Here is an 18,512-nt window from a genome sequence, read left to right on the forward strand (position 1 = left end):
AACGGCGATGGGACCTTCGGGGCGGCCTCCTTGACCTAGACCCCGTCGTCCTCCTCGTCCTGGTCCATGTCCATGTCCATGCGATGGAACTCCTCGTACACAGCCGTCCCCGGCTCCGCCACATACACGTCGAAGTCCGACCAGTCGGTGTCGTGGTACTCGCGAAAGAACAGGTTGGCGATGCTGTCGTTGATCTCGACACTGACCACCTGGAGGGCCGGTATCCGGAACGGCTTCTCACGCGGCCAAGGTTCGTCGCCCTCGTCGTCCAGGTGGATGTCGATGCCGAGCAACGGAAGATCGTCCGAGGCGAAGGTTTCGGCGTCTGCCAGATAGAGGTGGTCGTAAGGCAGGTCGTGGCCGGTGTAGGGAGCCGCAGCGAGCACCATGTCAGGGCCCAGATCCCGGTACTTTTCCCTGTCGACCGGAGTGACGTACGAGAGGGCACGGTCGTAGGCGCAGATGTCCTCTGAGCCTTCCTCGTGCGTGACCGGTGTCTCCAAGGCCCGCAACAGCCGATCCCAGCCGGCGGGATCGGTGAAGTCGGTCCGGAGGACGGGCGCGGCGTCCGTGCGGGGCAGCTTCGGCATGTGATGACGCTTCATGCGGTGGACCATAACGCCGGGCACTGACAGTGCGATGGAGGATCCGGGCGCGCTGCGGCCCGCGCCCTCAAGCACGGCGAGGTGCCGTCGTTCGAAGTCGATGCTCGCTGCGGTTCTTCGCACGGCATCTGAGCTGACGCGAGGTCGTAGAGCTCGACGCGCCGACCGGAACTCGTTCCCGGCCGGCGCTGCGGACCTGGATCGTTCTACTGGTAGGGGCCGCCCCGGTAGAACCTGCTCCCGCCCGACCGCGGCCGGTCGTCGCGGCGATGCGCGGCGTCGGAGCGCTCATCCGGCGCCGAGCGTGCGGCAAGAGCGCGCAACCTCCCCAAGCCGGCCAGGACTTCGGGGCGGTTGTCGGCCCGCTTCAGCCACACGGGGAGCCGGGGGAACATCGCCATCGTCGGCGATGCGGTGTGTTGCCGCAGCACGGCGCTGACGTAGGCGGCCAGCTCATCGATGTGCTCCTCGTTGTATGCCCACAGAATGTGCCCGACACAACGGGTCTGCAGCCACAGCGGCTGCCGGAAGAACGGATCCTCGGTGCCGCCCAGCGCCGCGCCCACGAGTGCGGCGCCCTCCACCTCGGCCTCCCATTCACCGGTGGCCCCGCATGCCGCGCACACGAGACGGCGCGGCATGAACATCAGCTCGCTGAAGTACCGAGGTGCTTCAAGGTCCGGCCTGGGTACGACGAGTGCGCGGCCTCCGCACCGCGGGCACACCACCAGAATCCGGCCGGCGAACTGCGCCAGCCACCGTCCAGTGTCGATATGACGTGCCGGACCGCTCGACTCAGACTTCATGCCGAGCACCATGGCACATCTCCCAGCAGTCCATTGGCCGGCCACTGCCTCCTGATGTTCAGGCCCGGTCAGCATGGTCAGGTCAGGTGAGCAGGTGGCCGGGTCCGGGTATTTATCCGGGGCGGTCGGGGATCCCACATGCGTACGGTTCCGTCGTCGCTCGCTGTGGCGGCGAGTGTGCGGCCGTCGGGACTGAAATCCACCTTCGCCACGGGCAAGCCGAAACCATGAGTACGTGCGCTCTTCGACGTGAGTAGGAGCCACGATGTTCGGAGGACGCGGGCGGGCCAGGATGGCGGCCATGACCGCACCCGATCCACATGTCGCTGACGCCCCCGTTGCGGCGACTGACCCGTTCGCGCCGTCCACGCCGGCGTTGCGCGTGTTCGCCGCCCTCGGCCTCTTGCTGCTCGTCGTGGCCTACGGGGCGTTCTTCATCATCGTCATGAATCAGGCCTACAGCGGCGACGGGGCAAGCGGGCCCCTGGTGGGTCTTGGCCAAGGGGCGATGGGCCTGTCCGCAGTCGTGGGGTTGTTGGCGCTTGCTCTGCCCAGCGAGGTGATGGGCCACGCGGCGCGACGAGGAGCCGTATGGCTGCAGTACGCGCTGGCGCTCGCCGGTCCCGTGCTGGCTGCCGTCGACTTCGCCTAGCGGCTGTTGCCGCGTCGCGGGCGTGACACTTTGACGGGCACTTCTGGTCGCCTTGAGGAGCACCTCTGGCTCTCCGGTCCCGGGCGCGGAGCGGTTGGCTCCGAAACAGCGGGCGGCGGGGGCCGCGAACGGCCGGTGCCCCGAACGGCCGGAGCGGGGAAGGGCAGGTGCCGGGAAGGGCCATGGACACGGGGGAGACCGGCCCTTCCCGGCAGATACATCGTCTGCCGGGGGCCACTGCGGCCTCCAGGGCCGAACGGCCCATATACGCCCTGCAACTGGCCCCCGGAGGTAGGACGGTCGGCCCTCGTTGCGGGGCTCCTCATTGCGGGCCCCTTCGGTGGCCGGTCGGCGCCGGTGCCCGGTGGTGCTGCCGTGCTGATCACGTACGCTGCCGCGCAGACGTACGGGATCTTTGGAGCAGCACGGTCATGTCCGAATCGCAGCAGTACGCACCGGTCGCGAGCGGTCCGCACGGGCCCTGGCTCCATGAGCCGGACCGGATGCGCAGCCTGCTCGATGCCGTGATGGGCCTGGGGCGGGGGCTCGAACTCCCGCAGGTGCTCAAGGGCATCGTGGAGGCGGCGGTGACCCTCACCGACGCGGAATACGGAGCGCTCGGCGTGGTCGGGGACGGTCAGCTGGCACAGTTCCTGCCCGTCGGGATGTCCGACGAGCTCATCGGGCTGATCGGCCGGACGCCGTGCGGCCGCGGCATTCTCGGGGAGCTGATCCGCAACCCCGCGCCGCTGCGGCTCACCGACCTGACCAGGCATCCGCACAGCTATGGGTTTCCGGCCAACCATCCGCCGATGCGGACCTTCCTCGGGGTGCCGGTCCGGGTCCGCGACGAGGTCTTCGGCAACCTCTACCTCACCGAGAAGCGGGGCGGCGGCTCGTTCGACGCGGATGACGAAGCCGTGTTGACCACGCTGTCCACCGCGGCGGGAGTGGCGATCGACAACGCCCGCATGTACCACGAGAGCCGCCGCCGCGAACGGTGGCTGGAGGCGCTGGGCGAGATCACCCGCAGTCTGCTGTCCGGCACCGACGCCCACGAGGTGCTGCGGCTGATCGCGGAGCGCGCGCAGGAGGTCGCCGACGCGGACAGCGCGGCGGTTCTCCTGCCAACGTCCTCGTCCTTGTCCCCGTCCTCGTTCGTGGACCAGCTGACGGTGGCGGTGGCGTGTGGCACGGGCGCGAGCCGGATCCTCGGGTTGCCCGTGCCGGTTGACGGTTCGCTGCCGGGGGCGGCCGTTCGCAGCGGTCGGCCGGTGGTCAGTGCCGGCCTGCGGGCCGACCCCCGGGCGTACCCGCTCGGCCAGGACGTTGCCAGGAACGGGGTGGTGAAGCCGTCCGTGGGGGAGCCGCCAGAGAAGGCAGCCATGGGTGAGGCGCCAGAGAGGGCAGCCATGGGGGAGGAGGGGCCGAAGGGCGAGGAGCCGTCCAGGGACGAGGAGCTGAACGGCGCCGCCCTGGGCGAGGAGCACGCAGAGCTGGTCGGGCCGACGGTCGCCGTCCCGCTCCAGGTGGACACTGGCCGTGGTGCACTGCGGCTGAGCCGCCTGGCCGGGCGGCCCGCCTTCGACGACGCCGAGGTCACCCTGATATCGGGCTTTGCCGACCAGGCCGTGATCGCTCTGGAACTCGCCCGCCGGCGGGCCGAGTCGGAGGAACTGACGGTGCTCCACGACCGTGACCGGATCGCCCGGGATCTGCATGACCTCGCCATTCAGCGGCTGTTCGCCACCGGCATCACGCTGCAGAGCGCGACCCGGCTGATCGACCGTCCGGAGGCCGCCGAACGGGTCGGCCGCGCGGTCAACGACCTGGACACCACCATCAAGATCATCCGGTCCACCATCTTCGGACTGCGCACCACGGGGGAGGGCAAGGACGGCCGTGGTCTGCGCCGCGAGCTGACCGCGACCGTGCAGCGGGCGGCCGGCCCGCTCGGTTTCACCCCGGCGCTGCGGATCGACGGCCCGGTGGACGCCGCGGTCCCCGACGACCTGACCGGCCACCTCGTGGCAGTGGCCGCCGAGGCCCTCAGCAACGCCGCCCGGCACGCCCAGGCCCGCCACCTGGATGTGACGTTGTCGGTGACGGCGGACGCGGTGACTCTGGCGGTGACGGACGACGGGGTGGGGGTCGGCGACGCACCGCACACCGGAGGACTGGCCAACATGCGGTCCCGAGCCGAGATGCACGGAGGCCAGCTGACCGTCGAACGGCCGGACGGCGGCGGCACCCGCATCGTCTGGCGGGTACCGCTGCCCGACTGAGCCGATCCGTTTCCGCTGTCGTCCCGAATGAGCCGGTCCGGTCCCGCTACCGCTGCCGGTCGGACCGAGCCGTTCTGGTCCCGCTGTCGGACCGACTGAGCCGCTCGGCTCCGCCCCCGCTGCCGGGCCGACTGAGCGCGAGCGCCCCGTTCGCGTCGTCCGGTGCCGCAGTTACGGTCGTGGTCCCTTCAGTCGTTCGACGACCATTGCTGCCTGGACGCGGCGGCCCACCCCCAGCTTGGACAGGATCGCGGACACCCGGTTCTTGACCGTCTTCTCCGACAGGAACAGCCGGTCGGCGATCTGGCGGTTCGTCAGGCCGAGGCCGATCAGGTCCAGCACCTCCCGTTCGCGCGGCGAGAGCCGGTCGAGTTCGGACGACTCCGTCCCCGTCCCCGTCCTCGTCCCCGTTCCCGCCTCCGCGTCGTCCGCCTGGTTCCGGCCCGGGGCGCGCAGTCGCTCCATCACCCGTGTCGCGGTGCGCGGATCCAGCGTCGACTGCCCCGCCGCGACCGTACGGACCGCGTGCACCAGCGCAGGGCCGTCGATCTGCTTGAGCACATAGCCTGCCGCCCCGGCCATGATGGCGTCGAACAGCGCCTCGTCATCGTCGAAGGACGTCAGCATCAGGCAGGCAAGATCAGGGACGCGGGCCCGCAACTCCCGGCAGACCTCGATCCCTTCGTGGTCGCTGCCGGGCAGCCCGTCGGTACCGCCCAGCCGGACGTCGAGGACGGCCACCTGCGGCCGTACCGCCGGCACCCGGGCGAGGGCCTGCCGGGCGTCCCCCGCCTCCCCGACGACCACGATGTCCTCCTCCGCCTCCAGCAGGTCCCGCACACCGCGGCGGACGACCTCGTGGTCGTCGAGGATGAAGACGCGCAGCGGTGCGTCCGGGGCGCCGACAGGCGTGGCGGTTACCGGGGCAGGGGTGGTGGGGTCAGGCGTGGTGGGGGCAGGGGGAAGGGGCTGCTGGTTCATGCACTCTCGCTCTGTGGTTCTCGCTGGATCGGCGGGGCACGAGGGTCCCGACCACGAGGTTCGTCGGGCCCGGCGACCGGCGCAAGGGCCGAACGGCCTTGGGGAGCGGGGCCCTTCGGGCACAGCACCGCGTTGCGATACTGGCGCCCCCGTTCAGGAGGTCGATCCCATGCAGCAGTCCCGCCAGCCCACGCGCCCGGCTCCCTCCACGCGTCCGGCTCCCTCCGCGCGTCCCGCTCCGTTCGCGCGTCCCGCCGTCCCCTCCGCGCCTCCCGTTCTGGCCGCTCCATCCGCCCCGACCGGACGGTCAGCCCCGGGTACCGTCGGCGGCGAGTACCACGCCCTGCTCGCCCGGCACGACGCCATGCGGCTGCGGCGGCGCATCCTCGGTCAGGGGCGGGGACCCGCGCAGGACTTAGCACCCGCCTCCTACGACGGTGCCGCGGACCAGCGGCTGATCACCCAGTACCTCGACCTGGTCACACCCTTCGGCGACCTGATCGCCCGCCTCTACGACGAAATGTTCGCCCGGTGGCCCTACTTGCGGTCGCTGTTCCCGGCGTCCATGGACTTCCAGCGTGCACATCTGGCCCGCGCCTTCTGGTACTTGATCGAGAATCTGCACCGCCCCGCCGAGGTGGCCGCCTACTTCCGGCAGCTCGGCCATGACCACCGCAAGCTCGGGGTGCGCCCGGCGCACTACGAGGCGTTCGAGACCGCGCTGTGTGCGGCGCTGCGGCGCACCGCCGGGCCCCGTTGGGCCGAGGCGGTGGAAGAGGCGTGGCTGCGGATGGTGCGGTTCGCCGTGGCGTCGATGGTCGAGGGCGCCGACGCCGCGCTCGCCGAACCTCCGTGCTGGCAGGGTACGGTGACCGCCCACGAGCAGCGCCGCCCGGACCTCGCGGTACTGCGGGTCCGGCTGCACGAGCCGTACCCGTACCGGGCCGGTCAGTTCGCGGCGGTCGCGTCCCCGCTGATGCCGCAGGCGTGGCGGCACTATTCCTTCGCGTCGGCGCCGGGGCCCGACGGCGAGGTGACGTTCCACGTCCGGCGGACCGGCCCCGGCGGGGTCAGCGAGGCGCTGGTCAACGGCACCCGGGTCGGCGACACCCTGCGGCTGGGCCCGGCGCACGGCACGATGACGCTCCAGGACGAGGACCGCTCCCGCGATCTGCTGATGGTGGCGGGTGGCACGGGCTGGGCGCCGATCAAGGCGCTGCTGGAGGAGTGGGCGGGCCGTCGCCACGGGGCCGACGGTCTTCCGCCGCGCCCGGCCGGCTGGGTCCACCTCTTCGTCGGCGCCCGCAGTCGCGCCGAGCTCTATGACGCCGCGGCACTGAACCGGTGGGCGGCACGGCACGACCGGCTGCGGGTGGTCCGGGTGCTGGACGAGGACGTCGTCGTTTCGGGCGGCGAAGACCCGCTGGCCGGGTACGCCCCGCACGAGGACGCCGTCCCGGGACGCGACGATCCGTCGGCCGGGTACGGTCCGCTGGCCGAGGCGGTGGCGCGGGACGGGCAGTGGTCGGCCCATCTCGCCTTCGTCAGCGGTCCGACGGCCATGGTCGGCGCCACCGTCGCCCGGCTGACCGCGGCCGGCATGCCGGCCGACCACATCCGCCACGACCCGGTCCCGGACCCATTGACCCCGCCGACCGGCCGCCGCGCGGCGTACCCGGCAGCTGCAGAGGGGGCGGTGAGCGGAGCGGCAGAAGGGCGATGAGCGGAGCGCCAGACGGGCGGGCTGTGACTGGAGCGCCAGTCGGGCCGTGAGCGGAGCGCCAGACGGGCGGGCGGTGACCGGATCGCCGGACGGGTGGTGACCGGAGTGTTGCCAGACGGGCGGTGACTGGAGCGGCGGGGTGACGCCGAGGGTGGTGACGCCGACCGGGCCCGGACAGCCGCGCACTCCCGAGACGGGCCGAACGGCCCCTGGTGGGCGGCCGCCGGGAGCCTTCTACTGGCCGGCAGCCCACTGCACCAGCAGGGCCAAAAGGAGAGGGAGCACGCCGTGAACAACATCCCGGCCCGGCACACCGCCGGGACCGCCACCGACGCTGACTCCGGGCCCGCCACCGCCTCCGACTTCGGGGCCGTCACCGACTCCCTGGGGACGGCTGCCGACTCCCCACGGGCCGCTGCCGACTCCGCGGGGACTGTCACCGACTTCGCGGGAACCATCACCGACTCCGCGTTGCTGGCCTGGGCAGATCGCGAGGCGTCCCGCTGCAGCACACAACTGGACCGCACCGAGGCCCTCCGCCTGTTGGGCAGCGTGTCGCTGGGCCGGATCGTCTTCACCCAAGACGCGTTGCCGGCCATCCGCCCCGTCAACCACCTCCTCCACCACGGCGAGGTGATCATCCGCACCCACGAGGGCGCGGCGCTGACCAGCTTGACCCAGCATGCGGAGGATGAGGGGGTGGTCGTCGCGTACGAGGCCGATGCCATCGACCCGGCCACGCACTGCGGCTGGAGCGTGGTGGTGACCGGCTACTGCCACCTTGTGACCGATCCCGACGACCTGGCGCACTACCAGGCGTTGCTGCACCCGTGGGCCGACCACCGGATGTCCTATGTGCTGCGCATCCGCCCGGACTTGGTCACGGGGTTGCGACTGGCCCCGAGGACTTGTCCGGGCGATGCCGGTACGGCCGGCGAGCCTGCCGTACCGGCGGTCGTCCACGAGGGCCACACCTTGGGCTGTACGAACGACCCCAAGAACTCCAGCGACCCCAAGAACTCCAGCGACCCCAACAACCCCAGCGATCCCAACGACGCCAAGGAACCCAGCAATCCAACGCGCTCAGGCTGGCGCGATCGCGGAGGGGCTGGACCGGTCAGCTGGCGTGGTTGATGGGCCAGCTGGTTAGGGACTCCTGCTCGCCACAGTCCTTGGTGTCCTTGTCACCGCGGCATAGGAAGACCGAGCCAGTGGTGGTGAAGGTGTAGCTGGCAAGGCTCAAGTCAACCGACTTAGTGCCCTTACCGCACAGGGTCGCCTGCTTGACGGGCGGCCTGGGCACCAGGTCATAGGTCCACTGGGTCCACACCGAATAGCAGTCGTTACCGGTGTTCTTGAAGTCGCCCTTGATGACGAGCTTGGAGGACACGGAACCGTCCTTGGGCTGCACCGACCTGGTGCCGGATGCCGTGGCCGTGCCGTACGTGGCCTTCCATGGGACGGGCGCGCCCGCCGCCTTTACGCCGGCTGCCGTCGCGGTGGACTGCCCCACGGTGAGGAGGACAGCGGTAGAAGCCAGCACAGCGGCTCCCGACGTGAAAATACGGCTGGATTTCACTGAGTTTCCTTTCCAGAGTTGTGCAGAGTTGTCATCAGTAGTTGTGGAGAGGGGTGATCGGAGAGCGGGATGATCAGAGAGTGGTGATCAGCGGGTCCGGGTTCATCAGAGCAACGTGGTCCGACCCCTGGTATGTCCTCTGTTGATCCGTCCGACACGGCGGCGCACTCAGCAGGCCGAAAGCGCAGCGTTTTCCGGGGGAACTGATGACGGTGACTGTTGTGCTCACCTGGGAAGGTGTCGTCATCCTCGTACCAGAAGTGGCCGTACGCCCGTCGGTACCTATCAGTACTCGCCAACACCTGCCGAAACCTACTGGCGCCCGTTGACTCCTGCTGCCACCGAATTCGATCCGCTCATCGAGCTAAGGCGAACGGTGTTGAATTCCTTGGTGCTTGCGGTCGGCCAACCGGCTTCTCACGGCGGGTTGGTCGTATCGATCACCATGGAAGAGGCGGCGGCGGTTGCCCGCATCTCGTGCTGAGCTATCCAACGTAGAATTCCCCCTGCTGTGATGCTGCACTGCACCCGCCACCCCGCCACCCCCTCCAACGAGTGCACTCGTTTCTAGCACGGGAAGCGCTGGCTAAAGAAAGGCGTTATTTGGGTGGTTGAGCGTTCTTCGACTGGATGCGAGCGGGCGCATGCGGGAAGCGAGATCCGCGTCCGTGACCGGCCCGTGCTGCTCCTCGCCCGCCCCGCCCGGCTCGACCGGCCCTGAGAGACGTCAGGGTTCGATCAGCCTGCAGGACGACGGCTGACGCGACCGTGGTCTGACGATCTCGCCAAGCCTCGTCGCTACGTTCGGTCGTTGAGCAAAGATCCATTCGGTATGCGAGAGATACGGGCGATATGAACAGCGAATTAGCAGGCGCGGCGGGCATGGTGCACGAGGTTGAGGAGGTGAACGAGGTGGGCGTGGTGCCCCGACGATTGAGAGCCGGGCGTCGCCGTCGGGCACATACCGGGGCGGTCTTCGGTGCGGTGGTGGTCGGTCTGGCGGCGGTCATGAGCACGGCCGGTGCGGCACACGCCATGTCGGGCGGCACGCAGCTGCCGCAGCCTGGGGCGGCACCCTGGCTGGCGACGCTCGCGGTGAAGGGCGACGCTCCGTTGCTGAACCGCGCCTCGTGCGGCGGGGCGCTCATCGCCCCGGACCGGGTGCTCACCGCCGCCCACTGCCTCGACGGCCAGGACTTCCGGCGGGCGGAGGTGCACATCGGCTCGTCGGTCCTGTCACGGGACCCCGGAACGGTGCGCGACATCCGCGCGGTCACCCTGCATCCGCGGTACGAGCTGCTGCCCTCACCCGCCGATCCCCATGACCCCGCTCTGTCGTCGGCGGCATCCGACCTGGCGGAGATCCGCCTCAGCGCCCCGGTGCGCGGTGTCACGCCGCTCCGGATCGCCCCGCATCGGCCGCGCCCTGGCGCCCACGTGTCGGTCTTCAGCCATGGCACCACGGCGGCACCGGACCCGTCCCGGCCGGGCCAGGAAATCCGCGGTGATGTCCTGCGGCGCGGTGATCTCACCGTCCGCACCCATGCGCAGTGCGCCGCCCAGACACCGGCTGTCGTGGACGAGGCGTCGGTCCTCTGCGCCCGTGATGTGCCCGGCGGCCGGACGACCATGTGCTTCGGGGACAGCGGCAGCCCACTGGTCGTCCGGGGACGGCGCGGCCCGGAACTGGCCGGGGTATTCAGCTTCGCCGGTGAGACGGCGGGCAAGGTCTGCGGACAGCCGGCCGACGCCGGATTCGCCGATGTACCGGCGCTCGTAGGGGAGTTGGGCTGACGGGGGTCGAACGAGAAGGGCGGCGGCGCTGTCGACCGCGTCCGATCCCGGCTTGCTGACGAGGACGAGGACGAGGACGAGGACGATGACGATGACGAGGACGAAGGCGGAGCAACGTCGTGTCTGCGCCGCGCACGGGTGGTTGCCTCCGCGCGCCCTGGGGAGTCTCTCCTGGGCCGACCACCGTGCATGCACGGCGCGGGTGGGCTGACAGATGCACTGCCAGACGGGGCTGACCGACGGATGCCCTACGCCCTACGCCCTCCGCCCTCCGCCCTGTGCCCTATGCCCTATCGACCGGTCCGCCTCGTCACGTCCCCCTCAGCACGCAGTCTCCGCACAGCCCACCGCCCGGCACGCGGTAGTACAGACAGCAACTGCGTCGTGCGAACGCCGGGACGGTGGGATCCAGGGTTCCGCAGCCACGTAGTGGCGGGGTGTCGAGAAGGGAGGCGGCCAGTGCCACGGCCCGCTCTGCGGCCTCCCCGTTCCCTGTGCTGCGGCACCAGCCGTACAGCACACGGAGGGTGCCGGCCAGCGCCGAGGCGGCGTTGCCCCACAGCACCTTGGGGGAGATCGTGGACGCGGCGCTGATGGCGTGGTGCAGCGGCACCAAATGCTCGTGCAGGACCGCTGTCCGTAGCCGGCTTACAAGGTCTTCTTCGGGAGACGACGGCAGGGGAGACGGGGAGGGGGACGGGAAGGGCGAGGCGGAGGGGGAGAGGGAGGGCAGCCACAGGTCGTCGGGCGCGCTCCGGTCCGGATGCCACCACAGGGCGTCGCTGCCGAGGTCGGGGACGCGTCCGGCCAGCACCGCCGGTCCGAGGGCGATCGACCACAGGCGCCCCGCGAGTCCCTGATGGACGAGGGATGCGGCGACCCGCGCCTCTCCTGTGCCGAGCCGCGTGGCCACCGTCTCCAGGCGGCTGCGCAGTGCCGGTGAGACGCCCTCTCCGTACAGCTCCGCCAGCGGGAGAAAGCCCTGGTCGCGTGGTGCTCCGGCGCCGGTCCTCACGGAGAAGAACGGCCCCACGGCGGCGGTGCGGCCGAGCACCGCGGTCATCGGCTCCTGCGGCACCTGTCCTCCTCGCTCCCGGCTGGGTTGCCCGGCCCGGATCGTAACGGCCGGACCTGATCACGTAACGCACCGGGCGGCGGCACGGCGACGAGTTCCGGTAGCCGTACACGGTGGCCGGCTCGTGATCGACGTAGCGCGGCGCGCTCGCCCCCAACGCGGCCTCTCAACGGCTTGAACAAGGATGCTCCGGGCCACTCGGGCTCGCCCTTGCGGGCCGGCCGCAGCAGCTGGATGGCGTGCTCGGCCAGTTGATGTTGGAAGTCGCGGCCCAAGTAGTTCTCGTCGCCGGTCAGAGTCTGCCCGGGCCGGGCGGCGACGATGCCGGGTGCGGCCGCGAGCAGGTCGAGCAGGGGCGCGCGCTCGTCGGCCTTCCCTCCGGCCAGGTGGAAGCGCTTGACTTGGCTCGCGCGAGCGACCGCACTCGACGGGTGCGGAGTACACGATCCACACGTCATCACCCCACACGGAAGTGCCGGCGGCAAGAAGCCTGGTGACCCGGCGGAGCAGCTCAGCGACCTTGCGCAGCCGCTTGTTGTAGCCGAGCTGCTGGGGCAGGTACGGGAAGTGATGCCGCAGGTGGCAGCGAGCAGCGCGGAGCCACTTGGCCTCGGAGGTGAAGCCGAGCATGGCCTGCAACATCGCATCATCGCGAGAGTGACCTGTTGGCGCCTCGGCGTCGGTCAACTGCGGCGCGATCCCCACTGTGGGCCGCCATGGGGTGAGATGCGGCGACTCCTTCAGCAGGTCGTCGGGTTTCGCACAGAGCGCGGTCGCGGGGGAGTCCAATTCGGGCGTCACCACGAGATCGTGGGCTCCCTTGCGCTGGTGTGCCGGGACGGACCGAGCATTGTCAGTGGTGACGTATAGCGTGCGAGGACCGACTGGTGCAATGCGATGGGGGATGTACGGATGGAGTTCCGGATCGAGCGAGGCGCTCTCGCCGAGGCCGTGGCCTGGGCGGCCAGGTCGTTGCCCGCACGTTCGCCTGTGCCTGTGCTGGGTGGCTTGATGCTGGACGCGGCGGAGGGACGGCTGCGCATCTCGGGCTTCGACTACGAGGCGTCCGCGACCATCGAGGTCCCGGCGGAGACACTGACAGCCGGTCGGGTGCTCGTGTTCGGGCGCAGACTGCTGGATATCTGCAGGGTATTGCCCGATGCGATGGTGGCGTGCGCGCTGGAAGGAGCGCGCTTCACGATGGAAGGGGGCGGTACGCGCTTTGGGCTGTCGACCTTGCCCGTGCAGGAGTATCCGGTCCTTCCCGAACTTCCCGACTTTTGTGGAACGTTGGATGCGGCAGAGTTCGCGGCGGCGGTCGCCCAGGTCGTGATAGCCGCCGGCCGTGACGAATACCTCCCGGTGCTCACGGGGATCCAGCTCCGGCTGGATGGCGAGTCCATGACGTTGGCCGCTACGGACCGCTACCGGTATGCCGTGCGTGTGGTGCCGTGGAAGCCGGAGGGAGCGGTTTCCGATGCGGTGGAGGTAGTGGTTCCCGGCCGCAGGCTGACCGAGATCTCCCGTGCGCTGACGAAGTCGGGGCTGATCCGCGTCGGGCTGAACGGCACGGGTGGCTCGGGTGGCTCGGGTGGCGGCTTGATCGCCTTCGAGGGCACCGGGATGCGTACGACACTGCGGTTGCTGGAAGGGCGGCTGCCGCGCTACGACAAGTTGTTCACACTGGACAGCCCGGCAGTCGCGGTGATGGAACGGGAGGCGCTCGCCGACGCGGTCCGCCGTGTCGCGGTCGTCGCGGAGCCGAACAGCCCGATCCGGCTCGACTTCTCCGCCCAGGGAACCGTCCTCCTACAAGCGGGGTACGAAGACGACATCGCTTCGCAGCAGCTCGCGGCCACGTTGGCCGACGCCGATGACCTGGCGGTCGCCTTCAACCCCGCGTACTTGCTGGAAGCCCTCAACTCCTTCAACGCCTCCCGAGTGCGCTTTGAACTTCTGGGGCCCGGCCAGCGGGCACTACTCAGTGGTGTACCGAACGAGGATGACGCGGCATGCGAAGACCACCGCCATCTACTCATCTCAGTACGGCAATTGAGCTGACGAACAGCCGGACCGACCCCTGGAAATTCCGGGGTGGTGGGGCGGCGGGGAGCAGCGGGGAGCGGCGGGGTGGCAGAGCGTCGATATATCGACGCAGGGGTCGACTCTCGCCGTTCCCGCAGCGCCCGCTCGGAGTGCTGCCGTCCTGGGTGGCCGGGTCACTACAGCCCACCGTTCGACGACAGTTGATGCCCCGAGTACGTCGCAGTCGTCCCGGCTGCGACTGTTCCGGGCCTTGGTCACCGGGCGGCCTTCCGCAGTCGCCGGGCGGCCTTCCGTGGTCGCCGGGTAGCCTTACGGCCAAGATCACGCCATCGGGGAAGGCGGTTCGACGTGCGGGCTGTCCTCCAGCATCGGAAGGGACAGCGCATGAGGCAGAGGCTGGCCAAGGTGGCCGTCGCCGTCATCGCCACCGGATCGCTCGCAGCGTGCGGCGGTGGAGGTGCGAAAGGCGCGCCGGAAGCAACCGGCGGCGGTAAGAAGCCGTCCGCGCACGCCTCGGAGTCGGCGCCGGCGCCGTCGCTCAAGCTCAAGGTCCCTGCCACGTACGACACTTCACACGGCTGGCAGCTCTCCGGGCGTCAGGTCGGAACGTACGCTCTGCTGCCGAAGGCGGGCGCGGTGGCCGTGATGACCGGTACGAAGTCCGGCTACCGGGTGACCGTTCGCGACGCGGTGACGGGTGAGGTCCGCTGGACCGGCAAACCCTTCAAGGACCTGGCCGAGGGCGAGGCACCGGGGATTTTCGTGTCCACTGTCGGGGGCAAGGAATACCTGGTCACGTGGTCTCACGGGGAGAAGGGCGGGGACGCGGTCACCAAGGCAAAGCTGGTCTATGCCGTGGACGTCTATTCCGCGGACGGCTCGGGCGGCGCGGTCGCCCCCGCCCGCCACATCGAGGTACCGGCGAGCGACTACGGTAACGGCCGGATCACCGACGGAGGGGAGCGCCTGCTCATACCCGAGACGGACAAGCGCATAGGCGCCCTCGACGTGACCACGGGCAAAGTCACCACCTACGACACCGGTTCGGTCAAGCCCGACCACTGCTCGTCGTGTTCCTACGGCAACGAGGTCGTCGCCCTTACCCAGCAGGACCCGGTGGTGTCCAACGAGGGCGCCGGTTCCTTCGGTGTCCCCGGCTCCTGGGACAGCAGCCGGATCGCCCCGGCACAGGCCGATCCCGCCACCGGTGCAGTGTGGCCGAGCACGGGCGGCAACCTCATCGCCCGCTGGGGGGAGAAGAACGGCGGCGACCACAACGTGTGGGCCGTCCTCGACAGCAAGACCGGTCGGGTCCGGGCGTCGGTGATGTGCGCCAAGCCGTTCATCGGGCCGGGCAGTGACCCTGACTCCGCCCTATCCCCGAAGGGCCGTTACCTCGTTTCGGAACACCTCGCCTTCGACCTGGAGTCGAAGAAGGGCCTCTGCTTCGAGGAGAGCGACAGTCGCAAGCCCCTTACCTTCAATGCCGTCACCGACGACGGCATCGCCTACGGGACCTCGCTCACCAAGGGCAGCCTGACCGGCACCAAGGCCCCCGTCCAGCTCGCACTGGCCACGGGCGCCCCGAAGGCGCTCCCCGACAACTCCTCGGTGCCGATCGCCGACTTCGCGGGGGTCGGCATCTTCAGCCACGCGGAGGGCAATGTGCCCTACCTGATCGTCTACCGGCACAAGGGCTAGGCGGTTCCGCTTGCATCAGGGGCCCATTGGTCCCGGGGGTGCTGTGGGCTTGGATGTGCTGTTGGCTCCGGGGTGCTGTGGGCTCTGGGTGTGCTGCCTGGCTCCGGGGTGCCGTGGGCATTGGGTGTGCCGTTGGCTCCGAAGGTGCCGTGGACTCTGGGGGCCCTTGGCTGACTGACGCGCAGGGGGTGTGCATCGAGGCGTAACTACCGACAGGCATGGTGGTCGGCCGGTGGGGCAACCTCAGGGCTTCCACGTGCGCCCCGTCGACCGTCCTGGCGTCCAGCGCCCCATCGACCGTCATGGCTTCCAATGCCCCGGCGACAGTCCTGGCCTCCCGGCGGACCTCCATCGGCTCAGCAACCGGTCGTGGTCCGCGGCGCCACCGGTCGACTGATGCCGGGCGGCGGCCTCCCTCCGGGCAAGTTCCGGCTGGCGCGCACGCATCCCGCGTCCGGGCCGGTTTCAGTCCTGCGGTTGCTGCCCACCGTCCACCAGGCGGAGGGTGGCGAGCGCGCCACCGTCGGGGGCGTTCGCCGAGCACCCGGGTCTGGCCGGTGGCGATGGTCAGGCCCAGCCCGTGGCCGCTCTTCCGGCCGTTCCCCGAGCGGGTCTTGAACCGTTGGGGGCCGTGATCGAGGAGGTCGTCCGGATAGCCGTCGCCGTGGTCCCGTACGGTGACGACCGGGCCGTCGACGGTCAGCACCACCGGCGCGCGGCCGTGCTTGTGAGCATTGGTGATCAGGTTGCCCAGAACGCGTTCGAGTCGGCGCCGGTCGGTCTCCACCTGGGCGTCCCGTACGACGTCGACATCGGCTGCCAGGCCCGTGGCCTTAACTGCGCGCTCGGCCAGCGGCCCCAGTTGGTGGACGGCGAGGTCGGCCTGCTCGACGCGGGCGTCCAGCCGGGAGATCTCGAGCAGGTCCTCGGTCAGCCGGCGCATGGTCTGGATGCGTTCCTGGACCATTTCTGTCGGACGGCCGGGCGGCAGCAGCTCGGCCGCCGCGTGCAGTCCGGTGAGCGGGGTGCGCAGCTCATGGGAGACGTCCGCGGTGAAGCGCTGTTCGCTGTGCAGCTTGGTCTGCAGGGTGGCGGCCATGGTGTCGAGCGCGGCGGCCACCGCTGCCGCCTCGTCCTGCGCCAGGTCGGGGCGCAGGGCGCGGGGGTCCCGCACGCGGGCGTCGAGGTCGCCGCCGCTGATCCGGCGGGCGACGCGAGCGGTGCGATGCAGCCGACGGGTGATGCGGGAGACCGCGAAGAGGCCGACGAGCAGGGTGACGCCGATCGCCGCGGCGGAGGAGCCGATGATGGCCCGGTCCAGCCCGTGAAGGGAGGCGGCCCGGTCGGTGTAGTCCACGCGCACGGCCAGCACCCGGCCGCCGTCGGCGGGGGCGACGGCCCACATCGTCGGCCGGCCCTGGTGGTCCGCGAGCTGGGTGCCGTGTTCCTTGTGGCGCACGGCCAAGTCGCGGAGATTGTGGGGGAGGTCAGGCGGGTCCACCGAGGCGTTGTGGCCGAGTGGTTCGCCGGCGACGTAGGTGGCCACCGCGTCGTCGAGTGCGTCCAGGGCGGCACCGCGCGCCTGGTCCTCGGTCTGCTTGCCGACCAGGGTGTGCACCAGGATGCCGAGCAGCGCGGCGAGGGTGCAGCACATGGCGGTGATGAAAACGGCGAACTTCCAGTAGAGGGACGCCGTCCAGGAGGGCAGCCGCAGCGCGGCCCGCTGCCGTGCGCCGCTCATGGCGTGTGTCCCGTTCATGGCGTGTGGCCCGGTGAGGGGGTGCGTCCCGGTGCGGTAGTGCGTTCCGTTAGGGGCGTGCGTTCCGGTACGGGCGTGCGTTCCGGTACAGGGGAGGAGACCTTCTGGTCGAACTCCATCGTCCGGATCTCCATGGTCTGCCGTCGCTCGTCCCACGCGTGCACGGTGCGCATCTCGTAGCCCGGCGAGCCGGTGGGCTCCCGCATGATCACGTCGCCGTCGGAGACTTCCACGGACAGCGGGGTGCCGGCGGTGTCCAGGATGCGGTTCACCACCCCGCCCCTGAGCATGTAGGCCCAGACAGCCAGTGTGTGCTCGGTCCCCTCGATGCCGACGATCAGCTCGTCCTTCCCATCGTGCGTCAGGTCTTGGTATTCGGGGGCCCGGACGGGACAGTGCTGCGGCTCGTCGCCGCACCGCTGAATCTTTCGCTCGGTGGCTTTGTCGAAGGCCGGCGCGTCGTGCCGTGCGTCGTCGGCGATCTGCGCTTTGACCACGTCCAGCGGGTCCAGCGTGCGGATATTGCCGGACGGCACCCGGGGCAGCCCGGGGAGGCGTGAGGGTCCGTCCTGGCCGGTCTTGTCCGGGGGCGGCTGCGGTGCAGGCGCCCGCTCGGGCCAGAGGCGGGCCGGCGCCGACGCTACGGGGGCGGCTCCGGCACTGCGGGGTTCCCCGGTCGCCCCTGTGCACCCCGCCGCCACCAGTGTCATCGCGGTCATCGCGCCCACCGTCGCAAGGGCGAAGACGACGCTCCGTGCCCGGCGGGGGAGCGGCTGGGAACGGCGGAGGGGCACAGGACTTCCAGACAGCACGGGACGGCAGCGTATGGGGACAATGATGTTCGCTGACCTGCATGACGGCAATCCCACGGTTGTGTAACGGCGACCCATAGATGGGCCTTCAGTGACTAGTGAAAACGGTGAACAGTGCCCAGTAACCAAGGACCAGTAACCAGTGGGCAATGACCGGTAATCGGTGAGCAGTAACCGGTCACCGGTGGGCAGTGACCCGTAACCGGTGTTGCAGTTGACTTGATCGATTTGGCCTCCCGGTCGAGTGGTGCGTTTTGAGTGGCTTGTTGTGTGGTGCGCGTCCGTCCGCTATGTGGCGGCGCCGTCCGGCGGGGTGGCAAGCCCGATGACGAGCAGGGCGACGGGCGCGGCGCGGCGAGGCGGGATCGGCCGCGCTGCCGCGCTGCCGCGGCCAGGCTGAGGCATTGAGCGGGCTGATGAACGGTCAGAGCCGCGCGAGGAGCGCCGGTGGCTGGAAGGGGGGCTTGCTTGCCGGCCTGCCGCGCAGCTTGCGGCTTGTGCCGCGGGAGATGGGTATGACGCACAAGAGCCGGTGCGGACGGATGAGCGCGGGGATCTGCGGTCTGGTGCTGCCGAACCTCGTCATGGAGTTCCATTCCAGGCCGACCAGGCTGACCAGGCCGACCCAAGAGCCGTTCCAGGCGTAACGCAGCATCCGTTCCAGGCCCCACGTGGTAGCCGGTCCAGGCATCAC

15 protein-coding genes and 2 pseudogenes are annotated in these 18,512 nt (G+C 70.1%); 7 read left to right on the forward strand and 10 right to left on the reverse strand.

Annotation, left to right across the window (positions count from 1 at the left end; translation table 11 throughout):
- Positions 1-35: 35 nt before the first annotated feature.
- From ACZ7MX_RS17665 to ACZ7MX_RS17675, 3 genes are all read right to left on the reverse strand, one after another.
- Positions 36-605 (reverse strand): DUF6924 domain-containing protein, encoded by a 570-nt coding sequence (locus ACZ7MX_RS17665; RefSeq protein ID WP_472133027.1) that lies wholly within the window; start codon positions 603-605, stop codon positions 36-38.
- A 206-nt stretch (positions 606-811) separates the two neighbouring features.
- Positions 812-1,423, reverse strand: a complete 612-nt coding sequence (locus ACZ7MX_RS17670; RefSeq protein ID WP_472133029.1) for a hypothetical protein — start codon at positions 1,421-1,423, stop codon at positions 812-814.
- A 65-nt stretch (positions 1,424-1,488) separates the two neighbouring features.
- Positions 1,489-1,731 carry a WD40 repeat domain-containing protein gene (locus ACZ7MX_RS17675; RefSeq protein WP_472133031.1) on the reverse strand — a complete coding sequence of 81 codons (243 nt, stop codon included), beginning with the start codon at positions 1,729-1,731 and terminating at the stop codon, positions 1,489-1,491.
- Between ACZ7MX_RS17675 and ACZ7MX_RS17680 the strand changes: the two genes are divergently transcribed.
- Positions 1,713-2,063: a hypothetical protein gene (locus ACZ7MX_RS17680; protein ID WP_472133033.1), complete on the forward strand. Its 351-nt coding sequence runs from the start codon at positions 1,713-1,715 to the stop codon at positions 2,061-2,063. The genes ACZ7MX_RS17675 and ACZ7MX_RS17680 overlap by 19 nt on opposite strands.
- Positions 2,064-2,566: 503 nt before the next feature.
- On the forward strand, positions 2,567-4,348 hold the full coding sequence (locus ACZ7MX_RS17685; RefSeq protein WP_472133284.1) for a sensor histidine kinase: 1,782 nt from the start codon (positions 2,567-2,569) through the stop codon (positions 4,346-4,348).
- A gap of 171 nt (positions 4,349-4,519) precedes the next feature.
- Here the strand turns inward: ACZ7MX_RS17685 and ACZ7MX_RS17690 are convergent, their stop codons facing one another.
- The gene (locus ACZ7MX_RS17690) at positions 4,520-5,329 is read right to left on the reverse strand and encodes a response regulator transcription factor (protein ID WP_472133034.1); all 810 of its coding nucleotides are present in this window, start codon (positions 5,327-5,329) and stop codon (positions 4,520-4,522) included.
- Positions 5,330-5,498: 169 nt separating this feature from the next.
- Between ACZ7MX_RS17690 and ACZ7MX_RS17695 the strand changes: the two genes are divergently transcribed.
- Together ACZ7MX_RS17695 and ACZ7MX_RS17700 are read left to right on the forward strand one after the other, a co-directional pair.
- Entirely contained in the window at positions 5,499-7,052 is a 1,554-nt protein-coding gene (locus ACZ7MX_RS17695; RefSeq protein ID WP_472133036.1) for a globin domain-containing protein, read from the forward strand.
- A gap of 471 nt (positions 7,053-7,523) precedes the next feature.
- Positions 7,524-7,952, forward strand: a pseudogene (locus ACZ7MX_RS17700) (pyridoxamine 5'-phosphate oxidase family protein); the annotation flags it as partial.
- 217 nt (positions 7,953-8,169) lie between these two features.
- Here ACZ7MX_RS17700 and ACZ7MX_RS17705 read toward each other — a convergent pair.
- Positions 8,170-8,631, reverse strand: a complete 462-nt coding sequence (locus ACZ7MX_RS17705) for a hypothetical protein (RefSeq protein WP_472133037.1) — start codon at positions 8,629-8,631, stop codon at positions 8,170-8,172.
- An 882-nt stretch (positions 8,632-9,513) separates the two neighbouring features.
- Between ACZ7MX_RS17705 and ACZ7MX_RS17710 the strand changes: the two genes are divergently transcribed.
- Complete coding sequence (locus ACZ7MX_RS17710) at positions 9,514-10,425, forward strand: S1 family peptidase (protein ID WP_472133039.1); 912 nt, start codon at positions 9,514-9,516, stop codon at positions 10,423-10,425.
- A gap of 310 nt (positions 10,426-10,735) precedes the next feature.
- Here ACZ7MX_RS17710 and ACZ7MX_RS17715 read toward each other — a convergent pair whose 3' ends face one another.
- Positions 10,736-11,503 (reverse strand): (2Fe-2S)-binding protein, encoded by a 768-nt coding sequence (locus ACZ7MX_RS17715; RefSeq protein ID WP_472133041.1) that lies wholly within the window; start codon positions 11,501-11,503, stop codon positions 10,736-10,738.
- A 161-nt stretch (positions 11,504-11,664) separates the two neighbouring features.
- Positions 11,665-12,301: pseudogene (locus tag ACZ7MX_RS17720) on the reverse strand (IS982 family transposase); the annotation flags it as partial.
- A 111-nt stretch (positions 12,302-12,412) separates the two neighbouring features.
- On the opposite strand from ACZ7MX_RS17720, the gene dnaN reads away from it, so the two are divergent.
- Both dnaN and ACZ7MX_RS17730 read left to right on the forward strand, forming a co-directional pair.
- Positions 12,413-13,561 (forward strand): DNA polymerase III subunit beta, encoded by a 1,149-nt coding sequence (gene dnaN / locus ACZ7MX_RS17725; RefSeq protein ID WP_472133043.1) that lies wholly within the window; start codon positions 12,413-12,415, stop codon positions 13,559-13,561.
- Between the two features lie 369 nt (positions 13,562-13,930).
- Complete coding sequence (locus ACZ7MX_RS17730) at positions 13,931-15,247, forward strand: hypothetical protein (protein WP_472133045.1); 1,317 nt, start codon at positions 13,931-13,933, stop codon at positions 15,245-15,247.
- Here ACZ7MX_RS17730 and ACZ7MX_RS17735 read toward each other — a convergent pair.
- The 3 genes from ACZ7MX_RS17735 to ACZ7MX_RS17745 form a co-directional block, all read right to left on the reverse strand.
- A complete protein-coding gene (locus ACZ7MX_RS17735; protein WP_472133047.1) occupies positions 15,192-16,988 on the reverse strand; it encodes a histidine kinase dimerization/phospho-acceptor domain-containing protein in 1,797 nt (598 codons plus the stop codon). The two genes, ACZ7MX_RS17730 and ACZ7MX_RS17735, sit on opposite strands and share 56 nt — an antisense overlap.
- Before the next feature lie 14 nt (positions 16,989-17,002).
- Positions 17,003-17,725 (reverse strand): hypothetical protein, encoded by a 723-nt coding sequence (locus tag ACZ7MX_RS17740; protein WP_472133049.1) that lies wholly within the window; start codon positions 17,723-17,725, stop codon positions 17,003-17,005.
- Between the two features lie 517 nt (positions 17,726-18,242).
- Positions 18,243-18,509, reverse strand: a complete 267-nt coding sequence (locus ACZ7MX_RS17745; RefSeq protein ID WP_472133051.1) for a hypothetical protein — start codon at positions 18,507-18,509, stop codon at positions 18,243-18,245.
- Between the last annotated feature and the right edge of the window lie 3 nt (positions 18,510-18,512).

This window comes from Streptomyces sp. NPDC107765, from assembly GCF_055657085.1.

What these genes read in the sequence shown, in the direction of transcription:
- ACZ7MX_RS17665 (WP_472133027.1), bottom strand. Translation starts at nt 605, where the DNA reads ATGAAGCGTCATCACATGCCGAAGCTGCCCCGCACGGACGCCGCGCCC.
- ACZ7MX_RS17670 (WP_472133029.1), bottom strand. Translation starts at nt 1,423, where the DNA reads ATGGTGCTCGGCATGAAGTCTGAGTCGAGCGGTCCGGCACGTCATATC.
- ACZ7MX_RS17680 (WP_472133033.1), top strand. Translation starts at nt 1,713, where the DNA reads ATGACCGCACCCGATCCACATGTCGCTGACGCCCCCGTTGCGGCGACT.
- ACZ7MX_RS17685 (WP_472133284.1), top strand. Translation starts at nt 2,567, where the DNA reads ATGCGCAGCCTGCTCGATGCCGTGATGGGCCTGGGGCGGGGGCTCGAA.
- ACZ7MX_RS17690 (WP_472133034.1), bottom strand. Translation starts at nt 5,329, where the DNA reads ATGAACCAGCAGCCCCTTCCCCCTGCCCCCACCACGCCTGACCCCACC.
- ACZ7MX_RS17695 (WP_472133036.1), top strand. Translation starts at nt 5,499, where the DNA reads ATGCAGCAGTCCCGCCAGCCCACGCGCCCGGCTCCCTCCACGCGTCCG.
- ACZ7MX_RS17710 (WP_472133039.1), top strand. Translation starts at nt 9,514, where the DNA reads ATGGTGCACGAGGTTGAGGAGGTGAACGAGGTGGGCGTGGTGCCCCGA.
- dnaN (WP_472133043.1), top strand. Translation starts at nt 12,413, where the DNA reads ATGGAGTTCCGGATCGAGCGAGGCGCTCTCGCCGAGGCCGTGGCCTGG.
- ACZ7MX_RS17730 (WP_472133045.1), top strand. Translation starts at nt 13,931, where the DNA reads ATGAGGCAGAGGCTGGCCAAGGTGGCCGTCGCCGTCATCGCCACCGGA.
- ACZ7MX_RS17735 (WP_472133047.1), bottom strand. Translation starts at nt 16,988, where the DNA reads ATGAGCGGCGCACGGCAGCGGGCCGCGCTGCGGCTGCCCTCCTGGACG.
- ACZ7MX_RS17740 (WP_472133049.1), bottom strand. Translation starts at nt 17,725, where the DNA reads ATGACCGCGATGACACTGGTGGCGGCGGGGTGCACAGGGGCGACCGGG.
- ACZ7MX_RS17745 (WP_472133051.1), bottom strand. Translation starts at nt 18,509, where the DNA reads ATGCCTGGACCGGCTACCACGTGGGGCCTGGAACGGATGCTGCGTTAC.